At 66.4% G+C, this 16,077-nt stretch carries 13 protein-coding genes and 1 riboswitch; of the genes, 12 read left to right on the top strand and 1 reads right to left on the bottom strand.

Annotated features, from left to right (window positions below; translation table 11 throughout):
* Nucleotides 1–58: 58 nt before the first annotated feature.
* The 8 genes from BO1_RS06345 to BO1_RS06305 all read left to right on the top strand — a co-directional run bounded on the left by BO1_RS06345 (nucleotide 59) and on the right by BO1_RS06305 (nucleotide 8,742).
* Entirely contained in the window at nucleotides 59–331 is a 273-nt protein-coding gene (locus BO1_RS06345) for a hypothetical protein (protein ID WP_028216835.1), read from the top strand.
* 934 nt (nucleotides 332–1,265) lie between these two features.
* On the top strand, nucleotides 1,266–2,327 hold the full coding sequence (locus BO1_RS49910; RefSeq protein ID WP_043283951.1) for a substrate-binding domain-containing protein: 1,062 nt from the start codon (nucleotides 1,266–1,268) through the stop codon (nucleotides 2,325–2,327).
* 283 nt (nucleotides 2,328–2,610) lie between these two features.
* On the top strand, nucleotides 2,611–3,657 hold the full coding sequence (locus BO1_RS06330) for an ABC transporter substrate-binding protein (protein WP_028216834.1): 1,047 nt from the start codon (nucleotides 2,611–2,613) through the stop codon (nucleotides 3,655–3,657).
* Nucleotides 3,658–3,705: 48 nt separating this feature from the next.
* Nucleotides 3,706–4,530: an ABC transporter permease gene (locus tag BO1_RS06325; protein ID WP_028216833.1), complete on the top strand. Its 825-nt coding sequence runs from the start codon at nucleotides 3,706–3,708 to the stop codon at nucleotides 4,528–4,530.
* Nucleotides 4,531–4,628: 98 nt separating this feature from the next.
* Nucleotides 4,629–5,501, top strand: a complete 873-nt coding sequence (locus BO1_RS06320; RefSeq protein ID WP_043283991.1) for an ABC transporter permease — start codon at nucleotides 4,629–4,631, stop codon at nucleotides 5,499–5,501.
* The gene (locus BO1_RS06315) at nucleotides 5,498–6,523 is read left to right on the top strand and encodes an ABC transporter ATP-binding protein (RefSeq protein WP_028216831.1); all 1,026 of its coding nucleotides are present in this window, start codon (nucleotides 5,498–5,500) and stop codon (nucleotides 6,521–6,523) included. Before BO1_RS06320 ends, BO1_RS06315 begins: the two co-directional genes overlap by 4 nt.
* 22 nt (nucleotides 6,524–6,545) lie before the next feature.
* On the top strand, nucleotides 6,546–7,373 hold the full coding sequence (locus BO1_RS06310) for a phosphodiesterase (RefSeq protein ID WP_028216830.1): 828 nt from the start codon (nucleotides 6,546–6,548) through the stop codon (nucleotides 7,371–7,373).
* A gap of 163 nt (nucleotides 7,374–7,536) precedes the next feature.
* On the top strand, nucleotides 7,537–8,742 hold the full coding sequence (locus BO1_RS06305) for an MFS transporter (RefSeq protein WP_028216829.1): 1,206 nt from the start codon (nucleotides 7,537–7,539) through the stop codon (nucleotides 8,740–8,742).
* Nucleotides 8,743–8,812: 70 nt separating this feature from the next.
* Here BO1_RS06305 and BO1_RS49905 read toward each other — a convergent pair whose 3' ends face one another.
* Complete coding sequence (locus BO1_RS49905; RefSeq protein WP_245643720.1) at nucleotides 8,813–9,808, bottom strand: EamA family transporter; 996 nt, start codon at nucleotides 9,806–9,808, stop codon at nucleotides 8,813–8,815.
* 581 nt (nucleotides 9,809–10,389) lie between these two features.
* Here BO1_RS49905 and BO1_RS06295 point away from each other — a divergent pair.
* The 4 genes from BO1_RS06295 (at nucleotide 10,390) to BO1_RS06280 (ending at nucleotide 16,056) form a co-directional block, all read left to right on the top strand.
* Nucleotides 10,390–10,797 carry a GreA/GreB family elongation factor gene (locus tag BO1_RS06295; protein WP_028216828.1) on the top strand — a complete coding sequence of 136 codons (408 nt, stop codon included), beginning with the start codon at nucleotides 10,390–10,392 and terminating at the stop codon, nucleotides 10,795–10,797.
* A gap of 83 nt (nucleotides 10,798–10,880) precedes the next feature.
* Nucleotides 10,881–11,020: riboswitch (TPP riboswitch) on the top strand.
* 101 nt (nucleotides 11,021–11,121) lie between these two features.
* A complete protein-coding gene (thiC, locus tag BO1_RS06290) occupies nucleotides 11,122–13,053 on the top strand; it encodes a phosphomethylpyrimidine synthase ThiC (RefSeq protein ID WP_028216827.1) in 1,932 nt (643 codons plus the stop codon).
* A gap of 656 nt (nucleotides 13,054–13,709) precedes the next feature.
* Nucleotides 13,710–14,168 carry a hypothetical protein gene (locus BO1_RS49900; protein WP_052409373.1) on the top strand — a complete coding sequence of 153 codons (459 nt, stop codon included), beginning with the start codon at nucleotides 13,710–13,712 and terminating at the stop codon, nucleotides 14,166–14,168.
* 286 nt (nucleotides 14,169–14,454) lie between these two features.
* The gene (locus tag BO1_RS06280) at nucleotides 14,455–16,056 is read left to right on the top strand and encodes an L-lactate permease (RefSeq protein ID WP_028216826.1); all 1,602 of its coding nucleotides are present in this window, start codon (nucleotides 14,455–14,457) and stop codon (nucleotides 16,054–16,056) included.
* Nucleotides 16,057–16,077 lie beyond the last annotated feature (21 nt).

Genomic DNA, 16,077 nt, shown 5'->3' with positions numbered 1-16,077 from the left:
TCGAGTTGCCAATGCACGTGTTTGGCGGCGACAATGGTGCGCGATCAGGGGGAATTTTATGAAAGGCAGCATCGTGTTGCTTGGCCTCAGCATGTTGACGGCATGTACGTCGGTAACCGGTGTGAATTCGAGACAGGATGGGCATCTTTCGGTAACGAGCCGGGCGCGCTGGGACATCGTCTCGTGGAACCGGGTGCGCAGCGCTGGCTTCAAGGAAGCACAGGCGTATTGCGACAAGCAACATAAGGAGATGCACGCCGTCGAAGTGCACAGCGAAGGTCTGCGCGGCGTCACCGCGCAAACAGTAGAGGTCATCTTCGACTGCATCTGATTCGACTTCCCCTGCGCCGGACAGCCCCGCCCATCAAGCACTTCGCCGGTCAGCACGGTTTTTTCCGCGCGAGCTTTGCGTAATCGCAATAGTTTGTTGTCGTTCCCCCTGATACTCAATTCGCATCCTGCAGATACACTGACACGTAACGTTTTGTTACGGCATGTATCATGCTCACAGCCTTTTACATTGTGTCGCCCTTGGCGATTGCCGCGCTGTTCGGCTTTGCGCGGCTCGTCAATCCGCGTACCGGCCAAATCGGCAGCCGCTGAGCGCACCGCCTGCCCCGGCTTGGTGCGCCACGCCAGGCGGCCCTGCTGACTCCCCGCGTCGTGCGTGTGTCTGCACGCGCGTTGACGCCGGGAAGCAGCAACAAAAAACCCGCGAAGCTTTACGCTATCGCGGGTTTCAGGATTCCAGCGGAACGCGCTGGAACGATTCTTGGTGCCGGCGACCGGACTCGAACCGGTAAGCCGTGAGGCGGCGGATTTTCGTCACACTACGTCTTTCGACGCCCCCCGCAAGGTTCTTGCGGGCGTTCGTGCGCTGGACTATGCCTTCGCCCTAGCCATGTAGCGCGCGGTCAAGCCGCGCCATGGCCTTAGGCGCCCCCCGTCTAGTCTCTACACCTTCCTGGCTGGCGCGCATCGCGTCAGCCGGCTTGGCTCGGCGTCGCCTCGGTGCAATGCGCGCTCGCGCAGCGCAAAGTCCAGGGGTTTCGCCGAATTTGAGGGGTTCTGCACCGGCCGTTTCCGGCCGGGCACTCAATCTAGTTTTAAGTCCGCTATGTTTACCAATTTCATCACGCCGGCAAGGCGGACGCGATTCTACCATTGCCCCGCGCGCCCTCCCAAGCGCACCGCGTCATCGGGCGGTCATACGCGCTTTCCATAATCGGCCCATCGAAAACGTTTACATCGCTCGGGCCGCCAGCATGACGTCAACCATCAAGGATGTCGCCGCACACGCCGGTTTTTCGATCGCCACCGTCTCGCGCGCGATCAACGCGCCGCATACGGTCAATCCGGTCACGCTCGCCAAGGTGCGCGAGGCCATCGACGCACTCAAGTTCCGCCCGAGCCCGCTCGGCCGCCAGCTACGCGGCGAACGCACGCGCCTGATCGGCGTCGTGCTGCCCACGCTCGCCAATCCCGTGTTCGCCGAATGCCTGCAGGGCATCGACGAGCTCGCGTCTGCGCAGGGCTTCCGGCTCATGCTGATGACGACGCAATACGACGCGCAGCGCGAGCGCCACGCGATCGAAACGTTGCGCGCACAACGTGTCGAAGGCCTGATCCTGACCGTCGCCGATGCGGACACGCACCCGCTGCTCGACGAGCTCGATGCCGACGGCCCGCTCTACGTGCTCATGCACAACGATACGAAGCGCCGCCCTTCCGTCTCGGTCGATAACCATCGGGCCGCCTTCGACGGCGTGCGCATGCTGATCGCCCACGGGCATCGGCGCATTCTCATGCTGGCTGGCACGCTGGCCGCTTCGGACCGCGCCCGCCAGCGCCATGCGGGTTATGCGCAGGCGATGGAGCAGGCCGGGCTCACGCCGGCGCCTGCGCTCGAAGTCGACTTCAACGCCGAGGCGCTCGCGCCTTCGGTGCTCGCGCACCTGAGCACGGGTCCAACGCGCCCCACGGCCCTCTTCTGCAGCAACGACCTGCTCGCGATGGTGGTGATGCGCGGCCTGCGCCGTGCGCACCTGCGTGTGCCGCAGGATATGTCGATTCTCGGCTTCGACGGCCTCGCCATGGGCGAATTGCTGGCGCCCCCGCTCGCGAGCATCGGCACGCCGAACGGGGAAATCGGGCGCGCCGCGTGGCAACGGCTCATGGCGCGCATCGGCGGTGATTACGCGGGTGCATCGCTCGGTCTTGCGTTACCGCACACGCTGCGCGAGGGCGGCACGATTGCCGCCATTGGAGGCGCGCCGTTCTCAGAGGCGGCGGACCAACGTCTCATGCCCGGCCCGATGCGCGCCTGACGCAGCCCCCGCCGCGTGCCGCTGCAGATCACCTTCTCGCGCGCGGGCCGTCGCACACCACGAGTCCTCTTCCGGCCAACCGCCGTCCTGCATGCGACCGAAGTCAATGCAGAGGCGCTAACGCCAATCAACCGCTCTACCCCACTCCGATCAACACGGGAGACCCACCGTGATTCGCCGATTCGCCATCGCCAGCCCGCTTTCCCTCGCACGCGGCACGACCTGCACCGCGCGCACCACTGCGCAACCGATCCACCCCACGCCGCTCGCGCTCGCCAAGCGCGTGCTCGCCCGCTCGCTGCCGCGCAGCGCCCGGGCGGCGGCGCTCAGCTTCGGTCTTGCGTGCGCCGCGGCTGTGGCCGGAATTGCCGCGCCATCCGCCGCTCATGCCGAGCAAACGGCGATCTGCTACAACTGCCCGCCCGAATGGGCGGACTGGGCCAGCCAGATCCAGGCGATCCAGCGCGCGACCGGCATCCGCGTGCCGTTCGACAACAAGAACTCGGGCCAGGCCATCGCCCAATTGATGGCCGAACAGAAGAGCCCCGTTGCCGATGTCGTCTATCTGGGCGTCTCCTCGGCCTTCCAGGCGAAAGACAAGGGCGTGATCGCGCCGTACAAGCCCGCCCACTGGGACGACATTCCCGCGAACCTGAAAGATCCGCAAGGCTACTGGTTCGCGATCCATTCGGGCACGCTTGGCTTCTTCGTGAACAAGGACGCGCTCGAAGGCAAGCCCGTGCCGCGCTCGTGGGCCGACCTGCTCAAGCCCGAGTACAAAGGCATGATCGGCTACCTCGACCCGTCCAGCGCGTTCGTGGGTTATGCGGGCGCCGTGGCCGTGAATCTCGCGCTCGGCGGCACGCTCGAGAACTTCCAGCCCGCCCTCACCTGGTTCAGCCGGCTCAAGGCAAACCAGCCGATCGTGCCGAAGCAGACCGCCTATGCGCGCGTGCTCTCCGGTGAGATTCCGATCCTGCTCGACTACGATTTCGACGCCTACCGCGCGAAATACAAGGACCATGCGAACGTCGAGTTCGTGATTCCGAGCGAAGGCACGATTTCGGTGCCCTACGTGATGAGTCTCGTGAAGAACGCGCCGCACGAGCAGAACGGCAAGAAGGTGCTCGATTTCGTGCTGTCCGACGAAGGTCAGAAGCTCTGGGCGAGCGCTTATCTGCGGCCGGTGCGGGCGAGTGCGATGTCGCCAGAAGCGGCGGCGAAGTTCCTGCCCGCGAGCGACTACGCGCGCGCCAAGCCCGTGGACTTTGCCAGGATGGCCGCACAGCAGCAGGCGTTCGGCGAACGCTATCTGCAGGTCATGCACTGAGCGCGCAGCCCGTTTCCGATCGTCAACCCGCACGGTTTCCCGCACCTCATGCACGACCTCACCTTTCCCCTGCGCTGGCGCGTGGCGCTCGTGGCGCCCGCGCTCGCGGTGTTCCTCGCGTTCTGGCTGCTGCCCATGGCGGCCCTCGTCCAGCTCAGCGCAAACGGTCATTTCATCGCCACTTATCGTGCACTCCTGACCAATGGCCGATACATGACGAGCCTCTTTCAGACCGTGCTGCTCTGCGCGGCGGTCACGCTGGCCACGCTCGCGATCTCGACAACCTGCGGGCTGCTGCTCGCGCGCCGCGAGTTCGTGGGCCGGCGCGCGCTCGTCGCGCTGCTGACGTTTCCGCTCGCGTTTCCCGGCGTGGTGGTGGGCTTCATGGTCATCATGCTCGCGGGGCGCCAGGGCCTCATTGGCGCGCTCGCGCTGCGCTTCACCGGCGAGCGCTGGGTCTTCGCCTATTCGATGGCGGGACTTTTCGCGGGCTACCTTTACTTCTCGATTCCGCGCGTGATCGTGACGGTGATGGCCTGCGCGAGCAAGCTGGACGCCTCGCTCGAAGAAGCGGCGCGCTCGCTCGGCGCCACTTCGTGGCGCGTCACGTGCGACGTGGTGCTTCCGGCGCTCGCGCCAGGCCTGGTCGCCGCGGGCGCGGTGTGCTTTGCGACCGCGATGGGCGCCTTCGGCACGGCGTTCACGCTCGCCACCGACATCGATGTGCTGCCCATGACGATCTACACCGAGTTCACGCTCAACGCGAACATGGCGACGGCGGCCGGGCTCTCGATCGTGCTCGGCGTCGTGACCTGGGGCGTGCTCACGCTCGCGCGCAGCCTGAGCGGCGCATCCGTGGCGGCAACCGCATGAGCGCCCTGCCCTCCGGCGACCGCGAGGAAGATCGCATGGACGCACGCGGGCTGCCGGAGCAGCACGAAAACGCGTCCACCGTGCCACCCGCGCCGCCCATGTCTCCCGCATCGCGGCGGCGCTTCGCGCTGCCGTCCGCTCGCGCGTGGATCGCTGGCGCGCAATGGCTCGTTACGTTCGCCACCTGCGCGTTCCTCGTCGTGCCGGTCATCATGTCGATCGTCGCGGGCCTCACTGTCAACTACTTTCGCGGCGTCGCGAGCGGCCTCACGCTGCGCTGGCTCGAGGAGGTCTGGACGCAGTATCACGCTTCGGTGTTCCTCTCGCTCGAAGTGGCCGCCGCCACCCTCGCGATCACCCTCGCGACCGGCGTGCCCGCGGGCTATGCGCTTGCACGCAGCCGCACGCGCGTTTCGCGCATGATCGAGGAGCTGCTCGTGATGCCCGTCGCACTGCCCGGCCTCGCCTCGGCGCTCGCGCTGCTCGTCGTCTACGGCGGCTTTTCCGCGTTCCGCATGAGCGCGGCGTTCATCGTCGTGGGCCATGTCGTGTTCACGCTGCCGTTCATGGTGCGCCCGGTGGCCGCCATCTGCGCCTCGTCCGACTTGCGCACGCTCGAGGAAGGCGCCGCGAGCCTCGGCGCGAATTTCGTGCAGCGCTTCTTCACGATCGTGCTGCCGAATGCGCGGCCCGGCATCGTCGCGGGCGCACTTGCGGTGCTCACGCTGTCGATCGGCGAATTCAACCTCACGTGGATGCTGCATACCCCCGACACCAAGACCTTGCCCGTTGGTCTCGCCGATACCTACGCCTCGTTGCGCATCGAAGTGGGCAGCGCATACACGATCCTCTTCTTCGTCATGACGATGCCGCTGCTCGTGGCGATGCAGTGGCTCGGCGTGGACACTCCCGGCGCCAATGCGCGCAACAAACGCGATGTGCGCGCACGATCCCATCAGGATTCCCAATGAAGCTCGATTCGATTCCGATCACACTGACACGCTGCGCGAAGACGTTTCGCGGCACGCGCGTGCTGGAGCCGTTGGACCTCACGATCGGCGCGGGCGAGACGCTTGTCCTGCTCGGCCCTTCGGGCTGCGGCAAGACCACGACGCTGCGCATGATTGCCGGCCTCGAGACGCCCGACGCGCCCGGACGCGTGCAGTTCGGCGACGACGACGTGACCGCGCTGCCCATCGAGCGCCGCAAGGTGGGCATGGTGTTCCAGAACTACGCGCTCTTTCCGAACCTGAACGTGCGCGGCAATATCGGCTACGGCCTGAAGATTGCGCGCGTGAGCGCGGCTGCCACGCGCGAGCGCGTGGACGAGCTGCTCGCGATGATGCGTCTCGAAGCGCATGCGGATAAACCCATCGCCCAGCTTTCGGGCGGCCAGCGCCAACGCGTCGCGCTCGCACGGGCGCTCGCGCCCCGTCCGCGCGTCCTGCTGCTCGACGAGCCGCTCACCGCGCTCGACGCCCGCCTGCGCGACGCGCTGCGCGGCGAAATGAACGCGCTCTTGCGCGGGCTCGGCGTGACGACCGTGTACGTGACGCACGATCAAGCCGAGGCGATGGAGCTGGGAGACCGCATCGTCGTGATGAGCGCCGGGCGCATCGAGCAGATCGGCACGCCGCGCGAAATCTACTATCGGCCGGCGAGCCGCGCCGTCGCGCAGTTCGTCGGCACGCTGAACCGGATCGCAGGACAATGGAGCGATGGCATGCTGCGCACGACGGGCGGCGCGGTGGCCTCCACCGGCGCAAGCGAACTCTACTTCCGCCCCGAAGACGCCACGCTGGCCGACCCCGCCAGCGCAGCGCTGCGCGGTGTGATCGAACAGTCGACGTTTCTCGGCGAACGCACGCGGCTCACGATCGGCGGCGCCGCACCCGATGCGCTCTTCGTCGACGTCGCGGGACGCATCGAGCTCGCGCGCGGCACCCCCGTGGGCATTGCCATCGCGCCTGAAGCGCTCATCGCGCTCGCGTAATACTGACCAACCGAGGCCACTCATGCTGCTCGCCCAAATCAGCGACCTGCACATCAAGCAACCGAGCGCGCTCGCCTACCGGCGCGTCGACACGGCCGCGAGCCTCGCGCGCACGATCGCGAGCCTGAACGCGCTCGCGCCGCGTCCCGACGCCGTGCTCGTGACCGGCGATCTCGTCGATTGCGGCAGCGCCGACGAATATCGGCATCTGAAGACCGTGCTCGCGAACCTGGACATACCGTACTGGCTTCTCGTTGGCAATCACGACGGCCGCGAGGCGCTGCGCGAAGTGTTCGCCGAACGCGCCGAACTGCGCTCGGGCGGCGCATTCGTGCAATACGCGGTCGATCTCGGCCCGCTGCGCCTGATCGCGCTCGACTCGATGGAGCCCGGGCAAAGCGCGGGCACGCTGTGCGCCGCGCGCCTCGACTGGCTCGCGCAGCAGCTCGACGCGGCGCGCGGCAAGCCGACCATCGTCGCGCTCCATCATCCGCCGTTCGATTGCGGCATCGGCCACATGGATGCGATCCGCCTCGACGATGCCGCCGCGCGCGGGCTGGAAGCGCTGATCGCGCAGCACCCGAACGTCGAGCGCGTGCTGTGCGGCCATGTGCACCGGTCCATGTTCGTGCGCTTTGGCGGGACCATCGCGAGCGCCGTGCCCGCGCCGGCCCACCAGGTCACGCTCGATCTCGCGCCAGGTGCGCCTTCCACGTTCACGCTCGAGCCGCCCGCGTTCGCGCTGCATCGCTATGACGAGACGCACGGCATCGTCACCCATCACGCGTACGTGGACACGGCTGACGGCCCCTACCCGTTCCACGAGCCGTCGGGCGCATTGATCGCGTAGTGCGCATGTCAGAAGCGGAGTCAAACGCGGATCGAGACATGGCCAGCACGATCGCACACGCTCCGGTATGATCGGCACGCCCGGGCCCGTGCGGAGCGCGTTCTACCTGCACGAGCCCGGTTCGCCTTTTGAGTACCCGCCGGGCACCGCCCGCACTGCGCACATGTCCACATCCGATACCGCATCCGCTGGCGAGAGCCAGTCGTTGCGCGGCCTGCTGCTTCTGCTCGCGACGATCGCGGGCGTCGCGGTCGCGAACATCTATTACAACCAGCCGCTGCTCGACGATTTCCGTCATGCCTTCCCCGCCGGAGCCGCATGGATCGGCGCCGTGCCCGCCGCGACGCAGCTCGGCTACGCGCTGGGCATGCTCCTGCTCGCGCCGCTCGGCGACCGCTTCGACCGGCGCCGCATCATCCTCGTGCAGACGGCGTTGCTGTGCCTCGCGCTGCTCGCCGCCGCCACCGCGCCCACGCTGCCCGTGCTGATCGGCGCAAGCCTCGCCATCGGCGTGCTCGCAACCATCGCGCAGCAGGCCGTGCCGTTCTCGGCCGAGCTCGCACCGCCCGAGGCGCGCGGCCACGCGGTGGGCACCGTGATGAGCGGCCTGTTGCTCGGCATCCTGCTCGCGCGCACGGCGGCCGGGTTCATCGGCCAGTACTTCGGCTGGCGCACGGTATTCGGCGCGTCGATCGTGGCGCTGCTCGCGCTCGCCGTGGTGGTCGTGAAGAAGCTGCCGAAGAGCCAGCCCACCTCGACGCTCGGCTATGGCAAGCTGCTGGCCACGCTCTGGCATCTCACGGTCGAATTGCGCGGCCTGCGCGAGGCATCGGCGATAGGCGCGTGCCTGTTCGCCGCGTTCAGTCTGTTCTGGCCCGTGCTCACGCAGCTGCTCGCGGGCGAGCCGTTCCATCTCGGCCCGCAGGTCGCGGGGCTCTTTGGCATCGTCGGCGCAGCGGGCGCGCTCGCGGCGCCGTGGGCGGGCCGCTCCGCCGACAAACGCGGCCCGCGTGCCGTCATCACGCTCTCGATCGTGCTCATCGCCATCGCGTTCGTGATCTTCGCGTTCTCGGGCAAGAGCCTGATCGGCCTCGTGGTCGGCGTGATCGTGCTCGACGTGGGCGTGCAGGCCGCGCAGATCTCGAACCAGTCACGCATCTACGCGCTGCGCCCCGAAGCGCGTAGCCGCGTGAACACCGTGTTCATGGTCTGCTACTTCATCGGCGGGGCAACGGGCTCGGCGGTAGGCGCGGCCACGTGGCATGCGTTCGGCTGGACAGGCGTGTGCGTGGCCGGCCTCGCCTTCAGCGCACTCGCGGCGTGGATCCACTACGCCACGCGCGCGAGGCACGACGCACGCGCCGCTTGAATGTCCTGAGAGCCGCCCGGAGCGCCTTCGTCGCGCGGGCATGCTTCGTGCTGCGAATGATCCAGCGAGATCAGGACGCGCGCCGCCGATCGTCGAACACGAACGAGAGCCCGACGCTGCCGAGAATCAGCACCGTCGCAACGATCGTGCCGAGCGTGATCGGCTCGCCGAGCGTGAGCGCGCCCAAGATGACCGCAACCACCGGGTTCACGTACATACAGCTGCTCGCCACGATCGGGCTCGTGTGGCGAATCAGGTAGCCATAGGCGACATACGCAGCCATCGTGCCGATCAGCATCAAATAGACGAAGGCGACAAATGGCAGGAAATGCAGCGTGCCCATGCGCTCGCCCGTGATCCAGGCGACCAGCGTCGAGATCGCGCCGCCGAGGCCGATCTGCAGCGCCGTCGCGACGAAGAGATCGGCCGGCAGTTCGAGCCGCCCCGCGAGATGCGCGCCGATCGCCCAGAAGAGCGCGCCGCCGAGAATCGCGAGGCTGCCGCCTGCGGTTCCGCTCGCGCCCCCGCCATGGCTGAGAATCGCGATGCCGACGAGCCCGAGCGCCACCGCCGCCCATTCGCCCTTTGCGACGCGCCGCCCGGCCGCGGCGGCGATGAGCGTGGCGAACAGTGGCACGGTCGCGACCATCACCGCCGCCGTGCCTGTGCCCACCGTGCGCATGCCGTAGGCCAGCATGCCGCTCGACAGGCCCACCAGCATCGTGCCGACCACGCCCGCGTTGCGCACCTGCGCGAGCGTCGGCATGACGGGACGCCGGCGCATCGCAAACACGAAGAGCCCGATGCCCGCGAGCAGATTGCGCAGGCCCGAGAGCAGCAGCGGGGGAAACGAGCCGAGCGCGACGTGCACGCCGAGATAGGTCGAGCCCCAGACGAAGTAGACGACCGCGAGCGACAGCGCGACACGACCGCCGCGCGACTGCGGCAGCCGCACGCTGCGCGCGAGGCGCCAGCATTGGGCGCCGGCCTGGATGAGCGCCTGCAGCAGGCCCTGAACAAGCGGGCTGGCGCTCCAGCGGGAAGGCGAACGGGGAGGCATCGTCATTGCACCGCGGACAGACTGAGGGCGAACCGCGGACATCCCGCCGGACGTGAGACGGGACGAATGAAGCGCAACGGCATGATGGAAGCGACGAAAAAAGAAAGTGCGAGGTGTGCCCAGAATTAGGGGCACGAAGGACACGAAACGCCCGAACGGGGCGCCACGCATTATGCAACAAGGCATCTGGTTGCGGACGCAGCGAGCGTGCTTTATGCGCGGGCGCGCTGCTTGCGCGCAACGAAGTGCATGGCTGACCCGTTGCCCACCATTTACGAGACCGTGTTAGCATGTTACCTGCTTTCAAAAATCTTTCAATTTCCGTCGCTTTCATGCATCCGCCGCTCACGCACCTTGCCGTGCACCTCGCCGCTTCCCTGCCGCCGCGCGCCCAGCGCGGCGCGCCGGCGTGCGCGGGAGCGTATCCGGATGCGCGCACGGCCGCCCGACGCCCCCTCCCCGGCTCCCCGGCCCCGCTCGCCGCCGCCCGGCGTCCACACTGAACCGCCCTCCGCTTCCGGAGCCGTTCGGTCGGGCTCCGGGCCGATCCCCACCTTTTTCAATCCCGGATCGTAAGGAGAACCACCATGTCGAAGAAAATCCGCTATCTGACCGAGCTCGATCTCGCCCGCCTCGAGAAATGCGCCGCCGAGCCTGGCGCCGCGCCCGCGCGCCAGCTCATGCTCGACGAACTGCTCGAACGCGCCGAGATCGTCGACTCGCACAACGTCGCGTCCAACGTCGTCACCATGAACTCGCAGGTCACGCTCGTGAACGAACGCACGGGCGAGAGCGTCACGTTCACCGTGGTCTATCCCGTGAGCGCCAACCTCGAGGCCGGGCGCCTGAACGTCTTTTCGCCCGCGGGCCTCGCACTGCTGGGCGCGAAGCGCGGCGAGTCCGTGCGCTTCACGCCGCCGAGCGGCGCCGTGGAGACTTTCAAGGTCGACCGCATTTTGTTTCAGCCCGAGGCCGCGGACGATTTCACGCTGTAAGCGTCGGGCGGCTCCGCCTCGTCTGGCACATTTCGCATGCCGGAGCACTTGCCAGATCGTCGCAGCACGGTGTATCGTTTGGCCTGCTTACGCGGGGGTCCTGCGTTATGCGCCGCTTCGAATCGTTCAGACGAATGTTCAAGCCGCGTATTACGTGGGTGAGAAATACCCTTTGAACCTGATCTGGATAATGCCAGCGCAGGGAAGCGTCCGGACTTCGCATCGCATCACGCCTCACCCCATCACAGCGAAGTCCGTCCACGTTCCGTCTCATCTCCTGCTAAGCCGCTGTTCCCACTTTGCTTTGCATGGAGAGAGAGACGCATGAACGCGAATCCGAAGTTCATTTCCGCCACTGCGCACGTCGACGAAGCCGCAATCGCGCCGCTGCCCAATTCCCGCAAGATCTATGTGACCGGTTCGCAGCCCGACATCCGCGTGCCGATGCGCGAGATCACGCAATCGGATACGCCCACGGGCTTCGGCGGCGAGAAGAATCCGCCGATCTACGTCTACGACACCTCGGGTCCGTACACCGACCCTGAAGCGAAGATCGACATCCGCGCAGGCCTGCCGGCGCTGCGTCAGGGCTGGATCGAGAAGCGCGACGACACCGAGGCGCTACCCGGCCTCTCCTCCGACTACGGCCGCGAGCGCGCCGCCGATCCGGCCACGGCCGAGCTGCGCTTCCCGGGCCTGCATCGCACCCCGCGCCGCGCGAAGGCCGGCAAGAACGTCACGCAGATGCACTACGCGCGTCAGGGCATCATCACGCCCGAGATGGAGTTCATCGCGATCCGCGAGAACCAGCGCCGCGCAGAGTATCTGGAAAGCCTCAAGGCTAGCGGCCCGAACGGCGCGAAGCTCGCCGCGATGATGGGCCGCCAGCACCCGGGCCAGGCGTTCGGCGCAGCCGCTTTCGGCGCCGACGCACTCAAGGAGATCACGCCTGAATTCGTGCGCGAGGAAATCGCGCGCGGCCGCGCGATCATCCCCGCGAACATCAATCACCCGGAAAGCGAGCCGATGATCATCGGCCGCAATTTCCTCGTGAAGATCAACGCGAACATCGGCAACTCGGCGGTCACCTCCTCGATCGGCGAGGAAGTCGACAAGATGACGTGGGCGATCCGCTGGGGCGGCGACACGGTCATGGATCTGTCGACCGGCAAGCACATTCACGAAACGCGCGAGTGGATCATCCGCAACTCGCCGGTGCCGATCGGCACGGTGCCCATCTATCAGGCGCTCGAGAAGGTCAACGGCAAGGCCGAGGACCTCACGTGGGAAATGTTCCGCGACACGCTCATCGAGCAGGCCGAGCAGGGTGTGGACTACTTCACGATTCACGCCGGCGTGCGCCTGCAATACGTGCCGCTCACGGCCAACCGCATGACGGGCATCGTCTCGCGCGGCGGCTCGATCATGGCCAAGTGGTGCCTCGCGCATCACAAGGAGTCCTTCATTTACGAGCATTTCGAAGAGATCTGCGAAATCATGAAGGCCTATGACGTGAGCTTCTCGCTCGGCGACGGCCTGCGTCCGGGCTCGATCTACGACGCCAACGACGAAGCGCAGCTCGGCGAACTGAAGACGCTTGGCGAGCTCACGCAGATCGCGTGGAAGCACGACGTGCAGGTCATGATCGAAGGTCCGGGCCACGTGCCGATGCAGCTCATCAAGGAGAACATGGACCTGCAACTGGAATGGTGCGACGAAGCGCCCTTCTACACGCTCGGGCCGCTCACCACGGATATTGCACCGGGCTACGACCACATCACCTCGGGCATTGGCGCCGCGATGATCGGCTGGTTCGGCACGGCGATGCTCTGCTACGTCACGCCGAAGGAACATTTGGGCCTGCCGAACAAGGACGACGTGAAGGAAGGCATCATCACGTACAAGCTCGCGGCTCACGCGGCCGATCTCGCGAAGGGCCATCCGGGCGCGCAGGTGCGCGACAACGCGCTCTCGAAGGCGCGCTTCGAGTTCCGCTGGGAAGACCAGTTCAACATCGGCCTCGATCCGGACAAGGCGCGCGAGTTCCACGACGAAACGCTGCCGAAGGACTCCGCGAAGGTTGCGCACTTCTGCTCGATGTGCGGTCCGCACTTCTGCTCGATGAAGATCACCCAGGACGTGCGCGACTTCGCGGCGAAACAGGGCGTGAGCGACGACGAGGCCCTGAAAAAGGGCATGGAAGTGAAGGCCGTCGAGTTCGTCAAGCAAGGCGCGGAGATTTATCACCGCCAGTAACGCACGCAGGACGGTTCGCTGCGCCGCACGAGGGCACGAGAGGCACGCCTCGCGTGCGTGCGGTGCGGCGAAACAATTTCTAACGACTCCGACATCTCGTTGACAAGCGCACACACCCGGATACGGAACGCGTCGCTACGATGAACGTATTGGAGGTGCGCATCAGGCCAAAAAGCCCGAAGCCCCCAGCGGATACACGAGGAGTCGATAATGAAAACCCTTGCACGCGCACGTACCCTTCTCGCTGGGACCACACTCGTTGCCGTGATTGCCAGCTGCTCGGCTTGCGACGACATGTCGAGGCGCGACCGTGACACGGCAATCAGGTCGGCAAGCAAGGGCGTCTCCCGCCCCACCTGACATAGCGAAAAACAACAACACGACAACAGGCAAATCGGCTTCGAACGCCGGCTTCAGAGAGGATACGCGGCGCATGTCTCGCAAGAGCATGCGCCGCATTTTCATTGGCATCGGCGAAGCACTGCACGCATGCCAGCGCGCGCAGCCCTGCAATACCGCGAAATATCCGGTTATGCGAGCGCAACACAAAGCGGCGCCAAGGAGCGTAAGCTCGATCGGTCAGGTTCCGGGTATACGGCACACGTCGGCACACGAGCCCGCGTGATCGTCAGCTTTGTGTGGGACAGGAGTCCGCCATGAATCGCCCCTCAGCAGCACTCGCGTCGCCTTGCGCATCCAGTGTGCCCGCCTGCAAAACCTTGTCGATCCGGCCCTGGGTGCGTGGCGCGCTCAAGCGGGCCGCGGCGCTCGGCGCAACGACCGCACTGCTCGCGCTTTCCGGCTGCTACTACTATTACCCGTACGGCTATGCACCGTACTACTACGGCTCGGTGCCCGCCGCGGGCACGCAGCAGGACAACGCGGTGATGCAAACCAGTCCGCAGGCGAGCCAGCCACCCAACCCTGCCCCCGCCGCCATCCCCGACGCGCAATACCCCGGGCCGCTCTATCCCTCGCCGCCCGTCGCCATCGCGGTGCCCGCCTGGCCGGCTTATCCCGCGTACTACCCCTACCCTGCATGGGGATGGGGTGGGCCGTCCATCTCCTTTGGCTTCGGCTACTGGGGTGGCGGTGGTGGGTACTGGCGTCACTAGGGACCGTTCGCGCCAATAGCCGGCGTTGACTGGCATCGAAGCACACGCGCGTGAGGCCGCCCCTTTGCCGCACGACCGTACTTTCCCTCCTTGACGGTCCCGAACCATTTTCTATGCTGCTATTGGGCATCGGGGACTGAAGCATCGCCTTACTGAATTCGCCCGCCCTCACGACGGCGCTCCGGTTCTTTCGCGGGCGCCGCGCGCACCGTCGACGCCACGCCCGGCACACCCTTGCGCACGCACGCATCGATGCGCCGATACGAATCAGCACAAAGGAGACGTCATGTTCCATCAGCTGTTGACTCCCATCGGCAACTCGCTATTCCTGTCGTTCATCGTGGCGGTGCTGCCGATCGCCGTGGTGCTCATCCTGCTCGGCTGGGCGCGCCGGCCCGCGTGGCAGGCTTCGCTCGCGGGCCTCGTCGTCGGTCTCGCCGTGGCCATCGCGGGCTGGCAGTTTCCGGTCAATCTCGCCATCAGCGCGGTGCTCAACGGCGTGGTCTTCGCGCTATGGCCGGTCATGTGGATCGTCGTCACCGCCATCCTGCTCTACAACATCGCGCTGCGCTCGGGCCGCTTCGCGGCCTTTCGCATGTGGCTGCTCGACAATCTGCCCAACGACCGGCGCATCGTGCTCGTGGTGGTGGGCTTCTCGTTCGGCGCGCTCTTCGAAGGCATCTCGGGCTTCGGCACGCCCGTCGCGATCACGAGCTCGCTGTTGATCATGCTCGGCTTCCCGACGCTCGAAGCGCTCACCTTCACGCTGATCTTCAACACGGCGCCGGTGGCGTTCGGCGCGCTCGGCGTGCCGATCACGGTGCTCGGCGCGGTCACCCACCTGCCCGCCGATGCGCTCGGCCAGATGGTCGGCCGCCAGCTGCCGTTCTTCGCGTTGGCGCTGCCCTTCTACGTGATTGCCATTTACGCGGGCGTGGGCGGCATGCTGCGCATCTGGCCGGTGCTGCTGGTCTCGGGCGGCAGCTTCGCGATCACGCAGTTCGTCACGGCGAACTTCATCAACTACAGCCTCACAGACGTGCTCTCGTCGCTCGTCTCGCTGATCCTCACGATCCTGTTCCTGCGCGTCTGGAAGCCCGCGCCCGACCCGCGCTTCGAAATCAAGGTCGACCGCGCGAAGGAAGTGCGCGGCGCCGTGCCGGGCGCGCAGGGCTGGTATCCGTGGATCATCGTGGCCGTGGTCGTGATCCTTTGGACCATCGCCAAGGTGTTCGCGATCGGCGACGTGAAGGTGCCATGGCCGGGCCTCAACAAGGCCGTCTACATCACGCTGTACAAGACACCGTATGGCGCGATCTGGGACTTCCAGCCGCTCGGCACGGGCACCGCGATCCTGCTCGCGGCGATCATCACGGCGCTTGTCGTGCGCCTGAAGCCCGCCGATTTCGGCGGCGCAATCGTCGATACGTGGGTGCAGACCCGCATCGCCATCCTGACCGTCGCGACCATCGTCGGGCTCGCTTTCCTGATGAACTACTCGGGCCTCACCTACACGCTCGGTCTCGGCGTCGCCTCGGTGGGCGCGCTCTTTCCGCTCGTCTCGGCATTCCTCGGCTGGGTGGCCGTGTTCCTCTCGGGCAGCGACACCTCGGGCAACGCGCTGTTCGGCAATCTCCAGGTCGTAGCCGCGCACCAGCTCAACCTCGACCCCGTGCTGATGGCGGCAACCAATTCGTCGGGCGGCGTCATGGGCAAGATGATCTCGCCGCAGAACATTTCGACGGGCGTGGCCACCACCGACCTCAAGGGCAAGGAAGGCCACGTCTTCGCGAAGACCTTCAAGCACTCGATCCTGCTCACGGTGGTGCTCGGCATGCTCGTGTGGCTGCAGCAGAACGTGTTCACGTGGATGATTCCGCCTCATTGAAGGCGCCGTGCGGCACCTCGG

Origin of the sequence: Paraburkholderia oxyphila NBRC 105797, assembly GCF_000685075.1 — a bacterium.
Classification (GTDB): Bacteria; Pseudomonadota; Gammaproteobacteria; order Burkholderiales; family Burkholderiaceae; genus Paraburkholderia; species Paraburkholderia oxyphila.
This window is presented reverse-complemented; position numbering and strand designations above follow the sequence as displayed.